This is a genomic window from Pseudomonas sp. BIGb0278, from assembly GCF_024809895.1.
Taxonomy (GTDB): domain Bacteria; phylum Pseudomonadota; class Gammaproteobacteria; order Pseudomonadales; family Pseudomonadaceae; genus Aquipseudomonas; species Aquipseudomonas shirazensis.
Window position 1 is genome coordinate 350125 of sequence record NZ_JANUEL010000005.1, and the last position, 18360, is coordinate 368484.

Here is an 18360-nt window from a genome sequence, read left to right on the forward strand (position 1 = left end):
CATGCTGAGCCCCTACATGTCACCCATCGAGCGGGTGTGGTACTACGGCCTGCGGATCCTCTGCGGCCTGATCCTGTTGTTCCTGGTACTGCCGATACTGGTGATCATCCCGCTGTCGTTCAACAGCGGCAGCTTTCTGGTGTACCCGCTGCAGGGCTTTTCGCTGCACTGGTATCAGGACTTCTTCGCTTCGGCGGAGTGGATGCGCGCCCTGCGCAACAGCATCATCGTCGCCCCTGCGGCGACTGTGCTGGCAATGGTGTTCGGCACCCTGGCCGCGATTGGCCTGACCCGCGGCGACTTCCCCGGCAAGTCGTTGGTGATGGCCCTGGTGATCTCGCCGATGGTGGTGCCAGTGGTGATCATCGGTGTCGCGAGCTATTTGTTCTTTGCCCCGCTGGGCTTGGGCAACAGCTTCATCTCGTTGATCCTGGTGCACGCGGTGCTGGGCGTACCGTTTGTGATCATCACCGTGTCGGCCACCCTGCAGGGCTTCAACTACAACCTGGTGCGGGCCGCGGCCAGCCTCGGTGCCTCGCCGCTGACCACGTTCCGTCGGGTGACCTTGCCGCTGATTGCCCCTGGGGTGATCTCGGGGGCATTGTTTGCCTTCGCTACCTCGTTCGATGAAGTGGTAGTCACGCTATTTCTCGCCGGGCCTGAACAGGCAACCCTGCCGCGGCAGATGTTCAGCGGTATTCGCGAGAACCTGAGCCCGACCATCGCTGCGGCAGCGACCTTGCTCATCGCTTTCTCGGTGGTGCTGTTGTTGACCCTGGAATGGCTGCGTGGGCGCAGCGAAAAACTGCGTACGCAACAGCCAGAATAGCCTGCTGGCGCCAGCCCCCACCCTCGGGCTGGCGCGCTGCAGCAGGATTGACACCAATCAGCCCCCATCCGGCAGGGCTGAGGTACAATGCGCGCCACCGTGATTTCTGCCTACAGGTGCGCCATGCAGCCCTACGCTATTGCCCCGTCCATTCTCTCTGCCGATTTCGCCCGCTTGGGTGAAGACGTCGACAAAGTACTGGCCGCCGGCGCCGACATCGTCCACTTCGATGTCATGGACAACCACTATGTCCCAAACCTGACCATCGGCCCGATGGTGTGCAGCGCACTGCGCAAATACGGCGTCACCGCGCCGATCGATGTGCACCTGATGGTCAGCCCGGTCGACCGCATAATCGGCGACTTCATCGAAGCCGGCGCTACCTACATCACCTTCCATCCGGACGCGACCACGCACGTCGACCGCTCGCTGCAGTTGATCCGTGACGGCGGCTGCAAGGCGGGCCTGGTGTTCAACCCGGCTGCCGGTCTGGAGACCTTGAAGTACGTGATGGACAAGGTCGACATGATCTTGCTGATGAGCGTCAACCCAGGCTTCGGCGGGCAGAAGTTCATCCCTGGCACCCTCGACAAGCTGCGTGAAGCACGCGCGCTGATCGATGCCAGCGGGCGTGACATTCGCCTGGAGATCGACGGCGGCGTCAACGTCAACAATATCCGCGAGATCACCGCTGCTGGCGCCGACACCTTTGTCGCCGGCTCGGCAATCTTCAATGCGCCGGATTACCAGGAAGTGATCGCCAAGATGCGCGCCGAAATGGCCCTGGCCCGCCCATGAGCGGCTTCGAGCAGCTGTTCCCGGGGACGCTGCCCAAGTTGGTGATGTTCGATCTGGATGGCACGCTGATCGATTCTGTCCCCGACCTGGCCGCAGCGGTAGACCGCATGCTGCTCGAACTCGGTCGCCCGCCGGCCGGCCTTGAGGCGGTTCGCCACTGGGTCGGCAATGGCGCACCGGTACTGGTGCGCCGGGCACTGGCGGGAGGCCTTGACCACGGCACGGTCGACGACGCGCTGGCCGAGCAGGGCCTGTCCCTGTTCATGGAAGCCTATGCCGAGAGCCATGAGCTCACCGTGGTCTACCCTGGCGTGCGCGACACCTTGCGCTGGCTGCACAAGCAAGGCGTGGAGATGGCGCTGATCACCAACAAGCCGGAGCGCTTTGTCGCGCCGCTGCTGGATCAGATGAAGATCGGTCGCTATTTCCGCTGGATCATTGGCGGCGACACCCTGCCACAGAAAAAACCTGACCCGGCGGCGCTGCTGTTCGTGATGAAAATGGCCGGGGTCAGCCCGGCGCAGGCGGTGTTCGTCGGCGATTCGCGCAGCGATGTGCTCGCTGCCAAAGCCGCCGGGGTGCAGTCGGTGGGCCTCAGCTATGGCTACAACCACGGTCGGCCAATCGAGGAAGAATCGCCCAGCCTGGTGATCAGTGATCTACGCATCCTGTTGCCTGGTTGCGTAGTCACCGACACTGGGATAACGTTGGCCGACCTTCCAGCCTCCAAAGACAGAGAGTCCATCGTGGCGGTTATCGGCAAATACTGGATGAAAGTCATCAAGGCCCTGGCCCGTTGGCGTTGGCGCGCCTGACTTCTGCTCGCCGGCAGCTGCCGGCCCGTCCGTTTGCCTGACCCCATTGCTCTTGCTCCGAGGCTACTCATGACCCGCGAAGAATTCCTGCGTCTGGCCGCTGCTGGCTACAACCGCATTCCTTTGGCCTGCGAAACCCTGGCCGACTTCGACACGCCGCTGTCGATCTACCTGAAGCTGGCTGATCAGGCCAACTCGTATCTGCTCGAATCCGTTCAGGGCGGCGAGAAGTGGGGCCGTTACTCGATGATCGGCCTGCCATCGCGCACGGTGCTGCGCGTACACGGCTATCAGGTGAGCATCCTTGAAGACGGTGTCGAGGTAGAAAGCCACGAGGTGGAAGACCCGCTGGCTTTCGTCGAAGCGTTCAAAGAGCGTTACAAGGTTGCCGATATCGCCGGCCTGCCGCGCTTCAATGGCGGCCTGGTCGGCTACTTCGGTTACGACTGCGTGCGTTATGTGGAAAAACGCCTGGGCGCCTGCCCGAACCCGGACCCACTGGGTGTGCCGGACATTCTGCTGATGGTCTCGGACGCAGTAGTGGTGTTCGACAACCTGGCCGGCAAGATGCACGCGATCGTGCTGGTCGACCCGTCTGCCGAAGACGCCCTCGAACAGGGCCAGGCGCGCCTGCAGGCGCTGCTGGCCAAGCTGCGCGAGCCGATCACGCCACGTCGCGGCCTTGACCTGAGCGGGCCGATGGCTGCCGAACCGGCATTCCGTTCAAGCTTCACCCAGGACGATTACGAGCGGGCGGTCGATACGGTCAAGGAGTACATCCTCGCCGGCGACTGCATGCAGGTGGTGCCGTCGCAGCGCATGTCGATCGACTTCAAGGCAGCGCCCATCGACCTTTATCGCGCGCTGCGCTGCTTCAACCCGACGCCTTATATGTACTTCTTCAACTTCGGTGACTTCCATGTCGTCGGCAGTTCGCCGGAAGTGCTGGTGCGGGTCGAAGACAACCTGGTCACCGTGCGCCCAATCGCCGGCACCCGCCCACGCGGTGCCAACGAAGAAGCCGACCGCGCGCTGGAAGACGACCTGCTGTCCGACGCCAAGGAAATTGCCGAGCACCTGATGCTGATCGACCTGGGCCGCAACGATGTCGGCCGTGTTTCGGCAACCGGCAGCGTGCGCCTGACCGAGAAGATGGTGATCGAGCGCTATTCCAACGTCATGCACATCGTCTCCAACGTCACCGGCCAACTGGCCGAGGGCTTGACTGCAATGGATGCACTGCGGGCGATCCTGCCGGCCGGGACCTTGTCCGGCGCGCCGAAGATCCGTGCCATGGAAATCATCGACGAGCTCGAGCCGGTCAAGCGTGGCGTGTATGGCGGCGCAGTCGGTTACTTTGCCTGGAACGGCAACATGGACACCGCGATCGCCATTCGTACCGCGGTGATCAAGGATGGCGAACTGCATGTTCAGGCCGGTGGCGGTATCGTTGCTGATTCGGTGCCTGCACTGGAGTGGGAAGAAACCATCAACAAGCGCCGCGCGATGTTCCGCGCCGTAGCCCTGGCGGAACAGACCCCGTCGCGTTGATGTGTTGAGTTGGCTGGCCGCCACGCGGCCTCGCTCCATCTGCCTGCCTTGTGCTTGACCCAGCGCCCCGTGCGGGATGACCCGCGCCTGGAGGCGCAAGCGCAAGGTCCGAATCAGAAGTCAGTCTTCTAGAGGTTTGCCGCACATGTTACTGATGATCGACAACTATGACTCCTTCACCTACAACGTCGTCCAGTACTTTGGCGAGTTGGGGGCTGAGGTCAAGGTCATCCGCAATGACGAGATGACCATCGCCCAGATCGAAGCACTCAACCCCGAGCGCATCGTGGTTTCACCTGGCCCGTGCACCCCGAGCGAAGCCGGCGTGTCGATCGAGGCCATTCTGCATTTTGCCGGCAAGCTGCCGATTCTTGGCGTTTGCCTTGGCCACCAGTCGATCGGGCAGGCCTTTGGCGGCGATGTAGTCCGCGCTCGCCAGGTGATGCACGGCAAGACCAGCCCGGTCCATCATCGCGACCTGGGCGTATTTGCCGAACTGAACAATCCACTCACGGTGACCCGCTACCATTCTTTGGTGGTCAAGCGCGAGACCCTGCCCGAGTGCCTCGAGGTGACCGCCTGGACTGCCCACGACGATGGCTCTGTGGATGAAATCATGGGCCTGCGCCACAAGACCTTGAACATCGAAGGGGTGCAGTTCCACCCCGAGTCGATTCTTACTGAGCAGGGCCACGAGCTGTTCGCCAACTTCCTCAAGCAGACCGGCGGCCGCCGTTAAGGATTCGAGCATGGATATCAAAAGCGCATTGAGCCGTATCGTTGGCCACCTGGACCTGTCGACTGCAGAAATGAGCGACGTCATGCGCCAGATCATGACCGGTCAGTGCAGCGAGGCGCAGATCGGTGCATTCCTCATGGGCATGCGCATGAAGAGCGAGAGCATCGACGAAATCGTCGGCGCGGTCTCGGTGATGCGTGAGCTGGCAGACAAGGTCGAGCTGGAAAGCCTCGACGGCGTGGTCGACGTGGTCGGTACTGGCGGTGATGGTGCGAACATCTTCAACGTGTCCACGGCAGCGTCGTTTGTGCTCGCCGCGGCTGGCTGCAAGGTGGCCAAACACGGCAACCGCGCAGTCTCGGGCAAAAGTGGCAGTGCCGACCTGCTCGAGGCAGCCGGGATCTACCTGAACCTGACGCCAGTGCAGGTTGCCCGCTGCATCGACAGCCTGGGCATCGGCTTCATGTTCGCGCAGAGCCATCACAAAGCCATGAAGTACGCCGCTGGCCCGCGTCGCGAGCTGGGCCTGCGTACCCTGTTCAACATGCTTGGCCCGCTTACGAATCCGGCCGGGGTGAAACACCAGGTGGTCGGCGTGTTTTCTCAGGCGTTGTGCCGGCCGCTGGCCGAGGTGCTGCAGCGTCTGGGCAGCAAGCACGTGCTGGTGGTGCACTCCAAGGATGGCCTGGATGAGTTCAGCCTGGCAGCGCCGACCTTTGTTGCCGAGCTGAAAAAAGGTGAGATCAGCGAGTATTGGGTCGAGCCCGAAGACCTCGGCATGAAGAGCCAGAGCCTGCATGGCCTGGCGGTGGAAAACCCGCAGGCCTCGTATGAACTGATCCGCGATGCCTTGGGCCGGCGCAAGACCGAAAACGGCCAGAAGGCTGCCGAGATGATCGTGCTCAATGCGGGCGCCGCACTGTACGCAGCAGACCATGCAATGACCCTGGCGCAGGGCGTAGAGCTTGCCAGCGATGTATTGCACACCGGCCTGGCCTGGGAAAAACTCCAGGAACTGGGCGCCTTTACCGCCGTATTCAAGCAGGAGAACGAAGCATGAGCGTGCCGACCGTGCTGGAAAACATCCTCGCCCGCAAGGTCGAGGAAGTCGCCGAGCGCCGTGCCCGGGTCAGCCTGGCCGAGCTCGAGCAACTGGCCAAGGCTGCTGATGCGCCGCGTGGCTTTGCCAATGCGTTGATCGAGCAGGCCAGACGCAAGCAGCCCGCGGTGATTGCCGAAATCAAGAAGGCCTCACCGAGCAAGGGCGTGATCCGCGAAAACTTCATCCCGGCCGACATCGCCGTCAGTTACGAGAAGGGCGGCGCGACCTGCCTGTCGGTGCTGACCGATATCGACTATTTCCAGGGCGCCGATGCCTACCTGCAGCAGGCCCGCGCGGCCTGCACGCTGCCGGTGATCCGCAAGGACTTCATGATCGATCCGTACCAGATCGTCGAAGCCCGTGCGTTGGGTGCCGATTGCGTGCTGCTGATCGTCTCTGCGCTGGATGATGTGCGCATGGCCGAACTGGCCGCTGTGGCCAAGTCGGTCGGCCTGGATGTGCTAGTCGAAGTGCATGACGGCGACGAGCTGGAGCGGGCCTTGAACACCCTCGACACACCACTGGTCGGGGTCAACAACCGTAACCTGCACACCTTTGACGTCAGCCTGGAAACCACCCTCGACCTGCTGCCGCGGATTCCTCGCGAGCGCTTGGCGATCACCGAGAGCGGAATCTTCAACCGGGCCGATGTCGAGCTGATGGAAATCAACGGGGTGTACTCGTTCCTGGTTGGCGAAGCGTTCATGCGCGCAGAGCAACCGGGGCAGGAATTGCAGCGGCTGTTCTTCCCGCAGCGGCCGGTACAGAACGTGGTTCAGGAACTGGACTGATTGACCTTGAAGCCGGCCATTGCCGGCTTCGTTGTTTCTACGTGGTGGCTAAAAGGTGGCATCCTGATGAGCGAACAACCTCTGGCCCTGACCGTCGCGCAGGGCCTGCAAGCCGAGCAGGACCTGCTCGCCGCCGTGTGCCGCGGCGATGCCGAGGCCGGCGTGCTGTTCTGGCGCCCGACCGATCAGGCGCTGGTGATGCCGCGGCGGCTGAGCCGACAAGAGAACTTTGAAGTTGCCTGCGCCGAACTGGCCATTGCCGGGTGGCCGGTGCTGCTACGCGAGACTGGCGGCGAACCGGTGCCGCAATCGCATGCAACGGTCAACGTCGCGCTGGTGTATGTTGCCCCGCGTAGCGAAGGCGACCATGGCCGTATCGAGAACGCCTACGAGCGCTTGTGTCAGCCGCTGTGTGAGGTTCTGCGCGAATGGGGCGGGGTGGCTTCGCTGGGCGAGATCGATGGCGCGTTTTGCGATGGCCGTTACAACGTCAACCTCAACGGGCGCAAGCTGGTCGGCACTGCTCAGCGCTGGCGCCAGGGCCTGGGCGGCAAGCGCCCGGTAGTGCTGGTGCATGGCGCCCTGCTGCTGGATGACCAGCGCGAGTCGATGGTGGCGGCGGTCAACCGCTTCAACCAGTGCTGCGGCATCGATCAGCACTGCCGCGCCGACAGTCATATCGCCCTGCATGAAGTGGCGCCGGCAGTGCCCTGGTTCGAGCGCCTGTCCGCCGCCTATGCTGAGGTGATCGCAGGTTTGCCCAAGGATTAACGGGTACCGTAGACCACCATGGTTTTGCCCTTGACCTGAACCAGGCTGCGCTCCTCCAGGTCCTTGAGGACGCGGCCGACCATCTCCCGTGAACAACCCACAATCCGCCCGATCTCCTGGCGGGTGATCTTGATCTGCATGCCGTCCGGATGAGTCATGGCATCGGGCTGCTTGCACAAGTCGAGCAGGCAGCGGGCGACGCGCCCGGTGACATCGAAGAACGCCAGGTCGCCGACCTTGCGCGTGGTGTTGCGCAGGCGCTGGGCCATCTGGCTGCCCAAGGCGTAGAGAATCTCAGGGTCGAGGCGGGCGACCTCGCGGAATTTCTCGTAGCTGATCTCGGCCACTTCGCATTCGGTCTTGGCCCGCACCCAGGCGCTGCGATACTGCTCCTTGCCGACTGGCTCGAACAAGCCCAGTTCACCGAAGAAGTCGCCATCGTTGAGGTAGGCGATGATCATCTCGCGGTCCTCGTCATCTTCGATGATCACAGTGACCGAACCTTTGATGATGAACGACAAGGTCTCAGCCCGGTCGCCGGCACAAAGGATATCGCTCTTGGCGGCAAACCGGCGGCGCTGGCAGTGCACCAGCAACTTGTCGATGTTCTTGATCTTGGCGGAGAGGGCGGACACAACCATCAGGACATCCTGTTCGATGCGATACAGAGGCTTTTCGGATCGGCTGGCAGGCCGCGCCAGTCATTTGGCGCCAGCTTATCAGGCGCTGCCCAGTGTATCGGCAGCGATGCGTGTTGAGTTGAGCTTTTCCGACGGGCTCACAAGGCTTAAGCTGGCACCCTTTCTACGTATCTGGAGTCGACAAGCATGAAGGCACGCATCCAATGGGCCGGTGAAGCCATGTTCCTCGGTGAATCGGGTAGCGGCCATGTCGTGGTCATGGACGGTCCGCCCGAAGCCGGTGGGCGCAACCTTGGCGTGCGGCCGATGGAGATGCTCCTGCTCGGCCTCGGTGGCTGCAGCAACTTCGACGTGGTCAGCATTCTGAAGAAATCGCGCCAGGCAGTGGAGAGCTGCGAAGCATTCCTCGAAGCCGAGCGCGCTGACGAAGATCCTAAGGTGTTCACCAAGATCCACCTCAACTTCGTGGTCAAGGGTCGCAGCCTCAAGGAAGCGCAGGTCAAGCGCGCTGTCGAGCTGTCAGCAGAGAAGTACTGCTCGGCGTCGATCATGCTCGGCCGCGCAGGTGTGGAAATCACCCACAGCTATGAGATCGTCGAACTCGGCTGAGTTGTTCCGTGTTGTAGAGCAAGGCCAGCCCGGGCACCAGCGCCAGCAGCAGTGCTGGTGCATTGCTGGCCAGCAGGATGAAAGTCTCGGCGGTGCTCCACGTAGCGCCGAAGCATTGGGCAAACACCAGGCACTGCAACAGTGCCGTGATGCTGGCCGCCAGCAAGAAGACGCCAATCAGCAGTCGGCGTCTGTGAGTAAAGCAGCCCGCCAGCACAAACAGTAACTGTCCCGGCAGGCTCAACAGCAGCAGTTCAAGTGCACTGTTGCTGTCGGGTTCGCCCAGGCTGGGTAGCGTGAGACTGAAGCTCGCTTGCCGGATTTGCGCGGTCATCAGGCATATGAACAGGTAGGCCATCAACGGCAAGCCCAGACTTTGCAGCAGGCGCCGGGCAACTCTCGACATTATCGGCGCAGCCCGGGTAACAGCGTGAGCAGGCGTTCGGGCAAGTTGCCGCGCAAGCTGGCACTGAGCTTTTCACGATGCTTTTGGTAGACAAGGCCCAGACCGATCACGCCGAGGCCGATCAAGGTCAGCAGCAGCGGGAACAACAGCGAGTCGGCAAACACCTGATAGGACAGGTAGCCCAGGTAGGCCGCCACGCCCATGGCGCCGAACACCATGAAGATCGGCCGTCGCAGCAGCACCGCCAGGCCCATCAGGCCCAGGTTGATCAAGCCATACATGGCTTTGCCCCATTCGCTGCCGCTGTCGAGCAGGGTCAACCCACCCCAGAACGCTGCCAGGCCAGCCAGGTAACCCCAGAAGGCGTAGTCCTTGCGCGTGCGTCCATCGACCACGATGCTCAGCAGCAGCACGCCCAGGCCGAACCAGACCGAGACCAGGCGCCGCTGCTCCCAGCTGAACGGCGCGCCGTATATCCACTCGGTCAGGTCCATCGACATGAACCACAGCGCCACGGCGATCGGCATGACGATGAACGGGAAGGCGATCAGGCGCAGCATCAGCAGGCCGGCGAGCACCGTCGCCGCCTCCATCAGCAGCCAGCCGGCTTGCACGTTGGTGTAGTACTGATGGAAGTCGACCTGAGTGTCGTCCAGCGGCCACCAGCCCAGCAAGCGCTGGAGAGCAAACACACTCAGCGGCACAATGCTCACCGCCACTGCGCCGAGCACGCCGGCAGGCACAAGCTGCTGGCGCCGTTGCAGGGCCAGGGCTGATGTGGTCAATAAGGCGATATACAGCAGGGCGATAGCCAGTAGCGCAGAATCACCGATGCTCATCCAGGCCTCGGTCAGCAGCCAGCCCATGGCGGCCATGATCAGCAGGCCGCCAAGGTAGAACGCTACATGCGCCAGTTGGAAGCTTGCCTGGACTACTGGCTGGCGCCGCAGAAAACTCAGCAGCGCCTGATCCTGGCCGGGTTGCAGAATACCGGCGTCGACCGCACGCGCCAGATCCTTGGCATCGAAACGTTCGGTCATCTGTGTATTCCTAGATACGGTAGGTGCTTTTGGTCATGACCTTGGCCATCAGGCTCATGCCAAAGCGCACGGGCGCCGGGAAGCGATAGCCGCCGGCTTCCAGTGCCGCGTCGGCATGGTGCTCTTCATCGACCCGCATCTGCTCGAGAATGGCTCGGGATTTTTCATCTTCGCTGGGCAACTGCTCGAGGTGTTCATCCAGATGCTTGCAGACCTGATGCTCGGTTGCCGCAACGAAGCCAAGGCTGACCTTGTCGCTGACCAGCCCGGCGATTGCGCCGATGCCGAACGACATGCCGTAGAACAATGGGTTGAGCACACTGGGATGGCTGCCGAGTTGGCGAATACGCTGCTCGCACCAGGCCAGATGGTCGATCTCTTCTTCGGCTGCATGTTCCATCGCTTTGCGCACCTGAGGCAGGCGGGCGGTCAGCGATTGCCCCTGGTACAACGCCTGGGCGCAGACTTCACCCGTGTGGTTGATGCGCATCAAACCGGCGACATGGCGCGTTTGCGCGTCGTCCAGGTCAGCGTCGGGCTGGATGATTGCAGGAGAAGGGCGGGCAGGTTGGCCGCTGAAAGGGAGCAAGGTGCGCATGGCGGTATCGGCCTGCAGCAACAAGCGGTCGAGCGGCGAATAGTGACGTTCGGTAGCCATCGGGCACCTCCGCAAGAGTGATGCCCGACAGTTTACCGCAAACCCCTGGCCGGGGCTTGCCTTGGATCAGCCCGGTGGCCAGTGCATCTGGCGCTGGCCGAGCACGTGCATGTGAATATGGTAGACCGTCTGGCCGCCCAGTTCGTTGCAGTTCATGACTACGCGGAAGCCGTCCTCGCAACCCAGCTCCTTGGCCAGACGCTGCGCGGTGAAGAGGATATGGCCGGCGACGGCCTTGTCATCTTCGGTCAGGTCGTTGAGGGTGCGGATCGGCTTTTTCGGGATAACCAGAAAATGTACCGGCGCCTGCGGGGCGATATCGTGGAAGGCCAGAACCTGGTCATCCTCGTAGATGATCTTGGCCGGGATTTCCCGGTTGATGATCTTGGTGAAGAGAGTCTCCACAGCACTTGCTCCATGGTCAGGGTCCGAGCTGAGTGTACCCAGCACGGCGCTGCGCGCACAGTGCTATTGCGCTTCCAGCGGGCAGTAACGGCGATTGATCAAGCCGGCCAGCTTGCGCGTCAACCAACGCGGCAGGAGGCGTGGCAGCCTCGCCAGCCAGCGATTACGCCGACCGGGCATGATCAGCGGGCGGTTCTTGTCCAGTGCGCGGACGGTATACAACGCCACTTCTTCGGCGCTCAGGCAGCGCTGGCCGTTGTCCAGCCTGGGGATCTTGCGCAGTGCCGAGCGTACTGGGCCTGGACACAGCACCGAGACCTTGATGCCGGTACGGCCAAGCTCTTCGCGCAGGGCTTCGGAAAAGCTCAGCACATACGCCTTGCTCGCGGCATAGCAGGCCATCCACGGGCCGGGGGCCACAGCTGCCAGCGAGGCAACGTTGAGAATCTGCCCGCCTCCCTGGATCGCCATCAGGTTGCCAATGGCGTGGCACAGGCGGGTCAGGGCGAGGATGTTGACCTCGAGCAGGTCTTGTTCGTCAGCCCACTCGTGGGCCAGAAACGGGCCATACGTGCGTTGTCCGGCGCAGTTGACCAGCAGGTCAATGCGCCGCTCGCCTTCTTCCAGCTCAAGCACAAAGCCCGACAGGCGCAGCGGCTGGCTGAGGTCGCAGGCACGCAGCAGCACCTCGACGCCAAAGCGCTGAGCCAGCTCGATTGCCAGCGGTTCGAGGGTTTCGCGATGGCGCGCCACCAGGATCAGGCTACGGCCACGCCGCGCCAGGGCTTCCGCCAGGGCCAGGCCCAAGCCGCTGGAAGCACCGGTGATCATGGCGTAACGGGTCATGCGCGGCTCCTGGGGCGACGGAAAGGGGCGCTAGTGTACAGCGTGGCCAACAGAGGTGTTGCCTTTTGCTACAGCGCCCCAGCGGGTCAGAACGGTTTGACCACCACCAGAATGACAATCGCCAACAGCAGCAGTACCGGTACCTCGTTGAACCAGCGGTAGAACACATGGCTGCGCTTGTTGGTGCCGGCCGCGAAGCGTTTGCGCTGAGCGCCGCACATGTGATGGTAGCCGGTCAGCAGGATTACCAGCGTCAGCTTGGCATGCATCCAGCCCTGGCTGAGCCAGCCTGGGGTCAGGTAGAGCATCCAGATGCCGAACACGAAGGTGGCGATCATCGCCGGGTTCATGATGCCGCGATACAGCTTGCGTTCCATCACGGTGAAACGCTCCTGGCTGGTGCTGTCCTCGCTTTGCGCGTGATAGACGAACAGCCGTGGCAGGTAAAACAGGCCGGCGAACCAGCAGACCACGCTGACGATGTGCAGCGCTTTGATCCATAGATAAAGCATGGAGGGTGTTCCTTCAGGTTTTCACGGTGGTCGGATAGTAGTGGTGAAGCACCTGCCGGCGCATCCCAAGAGTTGTTACAGACGGCTGGCAGCCCTATCATCGTGCGCTTTCCAGTCGCATCGTTGATAAGGGGCAAGCGTTATGATCAAGGTCGGTATCGTCGGCGGCACGGGTTACACCGGGGTCGAACTGTTGCGTCTGCTGGCGCAGCATCCTCAGGCCGAAGTCGCGGTCATCACCTCGCGCTCGGAAGCCGGTGTGGCAGTGGCCGATATGTACCCGAACCTGCGTGGTCATTACGACGGCCTGGCCTTCAGCGTGCCGGACAGCAAGGCCCTTGCGGCCTGTGACGTGGTGTTTTTTGCCACTCCGCACGGCGTTGCCCACGCCCTGGCTGGCGAGCTGCTGGCGGCCGGTACCCGAGTTATCGACCTGTCGGCTGACTTCCGCCTGCAGGACGCGGTCGAGTGGGGCAAGTGGTACGGCCAGCCGCACGGTGCGCCGGAGCTGCTCAAGGATGCGGTCTATGGTTTGCCTGAGGTGAACCGCGAGAAGATCCGTCAGGCACGTCTGATCGCTGTGCCGGGCTGCTATCCAACCGCTACCCAGCTTGGTCTGTTGCCGTTGCTCGAAGCTGGCCTGGCCGATCCATCGCGCTTGATCGCCGACTGCAAGTCCGGGGTCAGTGGTGCGGGGCGTGGCGCTGCGGTCGGTTCGCTGTTCTGCGAATCGGGCGAAAGCATGAAGGCCTATGCGGTCAAAGGGCATCGTCACCTGCCGGAAATCAGCCAGGGCCTGCGTCTGGCTGCTGGCCAGGACATCGGCTTGACCTTCGTCCCGCACCTGACACCGATGATCCGCGGTATTCACGCCACGCTGTACGCAAATGTCGTCGACAAGTCGGTCGACCTGCAGGCCTTGTTCGAAAAACGCTACGCCGATGAACCGTTCGTCGATGTAATGCCGGCTGGCAGCCACCCGGAAACCCGCAGTGTGCGCGGCGCCAACGTCTGCCGTATCGCCGTACACCGGCCGCAGGGTGGTGACTTGGTGGTGGTGCTGTCGGTAATCGACAACCTGGTCAAGGGCGCATCAGGGCAGGCGGTACAGAACCTCAACATCCTGTTCGGCCTGGACGAGCGCATGGGCTTGTCCCACGCCGGCTTGCTACCTTGATCGCGGTGACCCGCCTTGTGCTGCGGCGTAAGACGGGTCACCTGCTGCTTACGTATTGTTGACCATTTTTCTCGGAGAAGCGGATAATAGCCGCCATCGAGTTTTATGGCGGCACTGCGCCGGGAGAGTCAACATGAGCGTCGAATCCTTCACCCCTACGGCTTTGCAGTTCACCCAAGGTGCTGCAAGCAAGGTGAAGAACCTGGTCAGCGAAGAGGGCAATGCTCGCCTGAAGTTGCGCGTGTTCGTGACGGGCGGCGGCTGTTCGGGCTTCCAGTACGGCTTCACCTTCGATGAAGAAGTGGCTGACGACGACACCATCGTCGAGCGCGAAGGCGTTGCGCTGGTGGTCGATCCAATGAGCTACCAATACCTGGCTGGCGCCGAAGTCGATTACCAGGAAGGTCTGGAAGGCTCGCGTTTCGTGATCAAGAACCCTAACGCCACCACCACTTGTGGCTGCGGTTCTTCGTTCTCGATCTGAAGCAGGGCTGTGATTGGCAAAACGCCGCGCAATTGCGCGGCGTTTTGCATTCTGCGGGGGCGTTAAGCGGGGTAGACAGCGCCGAGCACGCGCAAGCCCTTGGCGGCGGTAACGCTGGGGCGATTGGCGGGGATGCCCTGCAGGCAGCAATGCGCCAGCCAGGCGAAGGCCATTGCCTCGACCCAGTCCGGATCGACGCCATAGGCTGCGGTACTGGCGACCTCAGCGTCTGGCAACAGCTGCGCCAAGCGCTGCATCAAGGCGCCATTGCGCGCACCACCGCCACACACCAGCAGGGCCTCGGTGGCGGTTTGGGCATTGCTCAGCGAGTCGATGATGCTGCGGGCAGTCAGCTCGAGCAGCGTGGCCTGCACGTCTTCGTCGCGGCAGGCGGGCAATGCTGCCAGATGGGCTTGCAGCCAGGGCAAGTTGAATACCTCGCGACCGGTGCTTTTCGGGCCGCTGCCGGCGAAGAACGGGTCACTCAACAGGCGTTTCAGCAGTGGCTCAATGATCACGCCGCTTGCCGCCCAATTGCCATCAGCGTCATATGCCTGGCCGCGCTTGTGCTCGATCCAGGCATCCATCAGCACGTTGCCGGGGCCGCAGTCGAAGCCGTGCACTGGCGTGGTCTGCTCGATCAGGCTGAGGTTGCTGAAACCGCCGACATTGAGTACTGCCAGGCGCTGACCAAGGTGGCCGAACAACGATTCATGGAAGGCCGGCACCAGTGGCGCGCCCTGACCGCCGGCGGCAACATCGCGCCGACGAAAGTCTGCTACTACGCAAATCTCGGTCAGCTCGGCCAGTAACGCCGGGTTGCCAATCTGCACGGTGAAGCCGCGTGCAGGCTCGTGACGGATGGTCTGGCCGTGGCTGCCGATAGCGCGAATGTCATCAGCTTGCAGGCCTTGTGTGGCCAGCAGTTGCGCGATGCCCTCGGCGGCGAGGGTGGCCCAGCTGTTCTCGGCCAGGCAGGCGCGGGCTATTTCATCAGGGCCGCTGGCGCACAGGCTCAGCAACTGCTGGCGCAGATCGGTGGGCATCGGGGTGTAGTGGGTGGCAAGCAGCCGCAGCTGCTCACCCTGTTCGATCAAGGCGATGTCCAGGCCGTCGAGGCTGGTCCCGGACATCACTCCCAGATAGAGCGCCATGACTCAGCGCTTGTTCGCGGCGAGCAGGGTGGCCTTTTCCTGGTCCATGCGGGCAACCAATGGCTGACTTTGCTGGAGGAAGCGCTGGCGCTCGGACTTGGCGATCGGATCAGCCATCGGCACCTTCTGGCTCAGCGGATCGACGTGGACACCACCTACCTGGAACTCGTAGTGCAAGTGTGGGCCGGTCGACAGGCCGGTAGTACCGATATAGCCGATGATCTGCCCTTGCTTGACCGTGCTGCCGGTCTTGACGCCTTTGGCGAAGCCTTGCATGTGGCCGTAGAGGGTCTTGTAACGGTTGCCGTGGGCAATGATCACAGTGTTGCCGTAACCACCACGACGGCCTGCCAGTTCGACACGACCATCGCCTGCAGCCTTGATCGGCGTACCGCGAGGGGCCGCGTAGTCGACACCCTTGTGTGCGCGAATCTTGTTCAGGATCGGATGCTTGCGGCCATTGGAGAAGCGCGAGCTGATGCGGGCGAAATCCACCGGAGTACGGATGAACGCCTTGCGCAGGCTGTTGCCGTCAGCAGTGTAGTAGTTCGTGTTGCCTTGTTTGTTGGTGTAGCGCACTGCGGTGTAGGTCTTGCCGCGGTTGGTGAAGCGGGCCGAGAGGATATTGCCGGTGCCGACCACCTTGCCGTCCATGACCTTCTGCTCGTAGACCACGTCGAATTCGTCACCAGGGCGGATGTCCTGTGCGAAGTCGATGTCGTAGCCCAGTACACGGGCCATGTCCATGGTCATGCTGTGCGACAGCCCGGCACGCTGGGCCGAGGCCGACAGCGAGCTCTTGATCACGCCGTGGGCATAGGCAGTGCGCACCACCGGTTTGCTGACTTCGCGCTCGAAGCTGTAACCCTTGTCGGTCTTGCTCAGGCGAATGGTTTCGAGGGTGCTGACCTTACTGTGCAGGGTGGTCAACTGGCCGTCTTTGTCCAGCTCGAACTGCAGTACCTGGCCATGCTTGAGCTGGCTGAACTGCTTGGCTTGCTTGCCGCTGGCGAGCACGTCGTGGACCACGTTGGACGGCAGGCCGACCTTGGCGAACAGGGTCGACAGGGTGTCGCCGCGGGCGACGATCACTTCACGATGGCCTGGCGCCTTCGGTGCTTCAACCGGTGCTTCGGTCTTGGCGGTGTTCTCGGCGGGGGTAGCGGCGTTGTCGATCTGGGCAAATGGCGAGGCTTGCTCGGCAGGTGCCTGCAGCATGGGTGCTGCGTTGGCTTCGTCTTTGAGCTGCTCGGCGGGTGTTTCCAGCTCGAGATTGAGGGTGGTTTTCTTGGCTTCGACTTCGCTTGAAGGGAATACCAGCAAGGCCAGGCTGAGGAGGGCGGCAATGCCGCTCGCGGCCACCAGATGGCTTTTCGGATAAAGCGGCGGCGCTTTAGGCGTTTCTTTAGGCATAGGAAGGTGACTTTGAAAAGGTGAATGAAAAAAGTGAAATAGAAAAGATGAATGACATGATGAAGATGAAATAACTGTATAAAATATAACCAAAAGCAGTTTCGCGCAAGGGCGCATAGACGTCAACAGCGCCCGTTCGGGTCACATCTCGTTGCCAAACTTGTATTTGATGGCCGATCTTGTATGGTTGGCTGCCTTTGAATCTGAGCCTTGCGGGTTTTCTATGAAGTCGGTTGAAGAGCAGCTGGCGCTTATCAAGCGCGGTGCGGAAGAGGTATTGGTCGAGTCGGAGCTGGTCGAAAAGCTCAAGCGCGGTCAGCCGCTGCGTATCAAGGCGGGCTTTGACCCGACCGCACCGGATCTGCACCTGGGGCACACGGTCCTGATCAACAAGCTGCGCCAGTTCCAGGAGCTGGGGCATCAGGTGATCTTCCTGATCGGCGATTTCACCGGCATGATCGGTGATCCAAGCGGCAAGAGCACCACCCGCCCGCCGCTGACCCGCGAGCAGGTCCTCGACAATGCCGAGACCTATAAACAGCAGGTGTTCAAGATTCTCGACCCGGCCAAGACCGAAGTCGCGTTCAACTCCACCTGGATGGACCAGCTGAGCCCCGCCGATTTCATTCGCCTGTCGTCGCAGTACACCGTGGCGCGGATGCTCGAGCGTGACGACTTCGACAAGCGTTACACCAGCAACCAGCCGATCGCGATCCACGAATTCCTCTACCCGCTGGTGCAGGGCTACGACTCGGTAGCGCTGAAGTCCGACGTCGAGCTGGGCGGTACCGATCAGAAGTTCAACCTGCTGATGGGGCGTGAGCTGCAGCGTGCCTACGGCCAGGAAGCACAGAGCATCGTTACCATGCCGCTGCTCGAGGGCCTGGACGGCGTCAAGAAGATGTCCAAGTCGCTGGGTAACTATGTCGGTATCCAGGAAGCGCCGGGGGTGATGTACAGCAAGCTGGTGTCGATCCCGGATTCGCTGATGTGGCGTTACTTCGAGTTGCTGAGCTTCCGCTCCATGGAAGAGATCGAGCAGTTCCGCGCCGATGTCGAGCAGGGCGCCAACCCGCGCGACATCAAGATCAAGCTGGCGGAAGAGATCGTCGCCCGCTTCCATGGCGAAGAGGCTGCGGCCAATGCGCACCGCGCTGCCGGTAACCGGATGAAGGATGGTGAGCTGCCAGAGGACATCCCTGAGGTGACGGTCGCCGCTGTCGAGTCGATGCCGATTGCTGCAATCCTGAACAAGGCTGGCCTGGTGAAGAACTCGGCTGCAGCGCGGGACTTGCTGGCTGCGGGTAGCGTGAAGGTTGATGGCGAAGTGGTTGATCGCAGCTTTGTGTTTGCCTTGGGTGCGACCCATGTGTGTCAGGCAGGCAAGAAAGCCTTTGCGCGGGTTTCGCTGAAAGCAGAGTGATGTCTGCTTCTATATAGAGTGCTTGGCTGTATAGAGAGAGCGGGGAGGCCGAAAGGCCTCTCCGCTTTTGTTTGTGAGGGCCAAATGCACAAAGCTGAAATTAACGGTTGACGGGTTTCTGTAAGCGCTTATAATGCGCCCCACTTCCAGCGTAGTTGGAACGGAAAACTCCTTGAGTTTCAAAGAGTTAGAAGTT

The 18360-nt window shown here is 61.9% G+C and carries 21 protein-coding genes; 12 read left to right on the forward strand and 9 right to left on the reverse strand.

Going from position 1 to position 18360, the window contains the following annotated elements:
- Position 1 precedes the first annotated feature (1 nt).
- From M2396_RS18665 to M2396_RS18700, 8 genes are all read left to right on the forward strand, one after another.
- Positions 2-829 carry an ABC transporter permease gene (locus M2396_RS18665; RefSeq protein WP_259077205.1) on the forward strand — a complete coding sequence of 276 codons (828 nt, stop codon included), beginning with the start codon at positions 2-4 and terminating at the stop codon, positions 827-829.
- Positions 830-952: 123 nt separating this feature from the next.
- Positions 953-1627: a ribulose-phosphate 3-epimerase gene (gene rpe, locus M2396_RS18670; protein WP_150571176.1), complete on the forward strand. Its 675-nt coding sequence runs from the start codon at positions 953-955 to the stop codon at positions 1625-1627.
- Entirely contained in the window at positions 1624-2442 is an 819-nt protein-coding gene (locus M2396_RS18675) for a phosphoglycolate phosphatase (protein ID WP_150571177.1), read from the forward strand. The genes rpe and M2396_RS18675 overlap by 4 nt, the downstream gene beginning before the upstream one ends.
- A 69-nt stretch (positions 2443-2511) precedes the next feature.
- Positions 2512-3993 (forward strand): anthranilate synthase component I, encoded by a 1482-nt coding sequence (gene trpE / locus M2396_RS18680; protein WP_101322373.1) that lies wholly within the window; start codon positions 2512-2514, stop codon positions 3991-3993.
- Between the two features lie 145 nt (positions 3994-4138).
- Positions 4139-4732, forward strand: coding sequence for an aminodeoxychorismate/anthranilate synthase component II (locus M2396_RS18685; RefSeq protein WP_103435182.1), 594 nt, complete (start codon positions 4139-4141; stop codon positions 4730-4732).
- 10 nt (positions 4733-4742) lie between these two features.
- The gene (gene trpD / locus M2396_RS18690) at positions 4743-5792 is read left to right on the forward strand and encodes an anthranilate phosphoribosyltransferase (protein WP_150571178.1); all 1050 of its coding nucleotides are present in this window, start codon (positions 4743-4745) and stop codon (positions 5790-5792) included.
- Positions 5789-6625: an indole-3-glycerol phosphate synthase TrpC gene (gene trpC, locus M2396_RS18695; protein WP_181089415.1), complete on the forward strand. Its 837-nt coding sequence runs from the start codon at positions 5789-5791 to the stop codon at positions 6623-6625. The genes trpD and trpC overlap by 4 nt, the downstream gene beginning before the upstream one ends.
- A gap of 66 nt (positions 6626-6691) precedes the next feature.
- Entirely contained in the window at positions 6692-7396 is a 705-nt protein-coding gene (locus M2396_RS18700) for a lipoyl protein ligase domain-containing protein (protein WP_101323126.1), read from the forward strand.
- Here M2396_RS18700 and crp read toward each other — a convergent pair.
- Positions 7393-8037, reverse strand: coding sequence for a cAMP-activated global transcriptional regulator CRP (gene crp, locus M2396_RS18705; protein ID WP_101322369.1), 645 nt, complete (start codon positions 8035-8037; stop codon positions 7393-7395). The genes M2396_RS18700 and crp overlap by 4 nt on opposite strands.
- A gap of 186 nt (positions 8038-8223) precedes the next feature.
- Here crp and M2396_RS18710 point away from each other — a divergent pair, with 186 nt between their 5' ends.
- Positions 8224-8646, forward strand: a complete 423-nt coding sequence (locus tag M2396_RS18710) for an OsmC family protein (protein ID WP_259077212.1) — start codon at positions 8224-8226, stop codon at positions 8644-8646.
- On the opposite strand, the gene M2396_RS18715 is transcribed toward M2396_RS18710, so the two are convergent.
- The 6 genes from M2396_RS18715 to hemJ form a co-directional block, all read right to left on the reverse strand.
- Positions 8612-9004 (reverse strand): hypothetical protein, encoded by a 393-nt coding sequence (locus tag M2396_RS18715; RefSeq protein WP_259077214.1) that lies wholly within the window; start codon positions 9002-9004, stop codon positions 8612-8614. The two genes, M2396_RS18710 and M2396_RS18715, sit on opposite strands and share 35 nt — an antisense overlap.
- 47 nt (positions 9005-9051) lie before the next feature.
- Entirely contained in the window at positions 9052-10092 is a 1041-nt protein-coding gene (locus M2396_RS18720; RefSeq protein ID WP_259077216.1) for a DUF2157 domain-containing protein, read from the reverse strand.
- A 10-nt stretch (positions 10093-10102) separates the two neighbouring features.
- Positions 10103-10750: a 2-polyprenyl-3-methyl-6-methoxy-1,4-benzoquinone monooxygenase gene (gene coq7 / locus M2396_RS18725; protein ID WP_101322365.1), complete on the reverse strand. Its 648-nt coding sequence runs from the start codon at positions 10748-10750 to the stop codon at positions 10103-10105.
- 66 nt (positions 10751-10816) lie between these two features.
- Positions 10817-11155: a histidine triad nucleotide-binding protein gene (locus M2396_RS18730; RefSeq protein ID WP_101322364.1), complete on the reverse strand. Its 339-nt coding sequence runs from the start codon at positions 11153-11155 to the stop codon at positions 10817-10819.
- 63 nt (positions 11156-11218) lie between these two features.
- Positions 11219-12001: an SDR family oxidoreductase gene (locus M2396_RS18735; RefSeq protein WP_101322363.1), complete on the reverse strand. Its 783-nt coding sequence runs from the start codon at positions 11999-12001 to the stop codon at positions 11219-11221.
- A gap of 86 nt (positions 12002-12087) precedes the next feature.
- Positions 12088-12513 (reverse strand): protoporphyrinogen oxidase HemJ, encoded by a 426-nt coding sequence (gene hemJ, locus M2396_RS18740; RefSeq protein WP_101322362.1) that lies wholly within the window; start codon positions 12511-12513, stop codon positions 12088-12090.
- A 142-nt stretch (positions 12514-12655) separates the two neighbouring features.
- Here hemJ and argC point away from each other — a divergent pair, with 142 nt between their 5' ends.
- Positions 12656-13690 carry an N-acetyl-gamma-glutamyl-phosphate reductase gene (gene argC / locus M2396_RS18745; RefSeq protein WP_101322361.1) on the forward strand — a complete coding sequence of 345 codons (1035 nt, stop codon included), beginning with the start codon at positions 12656-12658 and terminating at the stop codon, positions 13688-13690.
- 133 nt (positions 13691-13823) lie between these two features.
- Positions 13824-14174, forward strand: a complete 351-nt coding sequence (gene erpA / locus M2396_RS18750) for an iron-sulfur cluster insertion protein ErpA (protein ID WP_101322360.1) — start codon at positions 13824-13826, stop codon at positions 14172-14174.
- A gap of 62 nt (positions 14175-14236) precedes the next feature.
- Here erpA and M2396_RS18755 read toward each other — a convergent pair whose 3' ends face one another.
- Both M2396_RS18755 and M2396_RS18760 read right to left on the reverse strand, forming a co-directional pair.
- Positions 14237-15328: an anhydro-N-acetylmuramic acid kinase gene (locus M2396_RS18755; RefSeq protein WP_259077220.1), complete on the reverse strand. Its 1092-nt coding sequence runs from the start codon at positions 15326-15328 to the stop codon at positions 14237-14239.
- Between the two features lie 3 nt (positions 15329-15331).
- A complete protein-coding gene (locus M2396_RS18760; RefSeq protein ID WP_259077222.1) occupies positions 15332-16741 on the reverse strand; it encodes a peptidoglycan DD-metalloendopeptidase family protein in 1410 nt (469 codons plus the stop codon).
- A 223-nt stretch (positions 16742-16964) separates the two neighbouring features.
- Between M2396_RS18760 and tyrS the strand changes: the two genes are divergently transcribed.
- Entirely contained in the window at positions 16965-18164 is a 1200-nt protein-coding gene (tyrS, locus tag M2396_RS18765; protein ID WP_101322357.1) for a tyrosine--tRNA ligase, read from the forward strand.
- Positions 18165-18360: the final 196 nt, after the last annotated feature.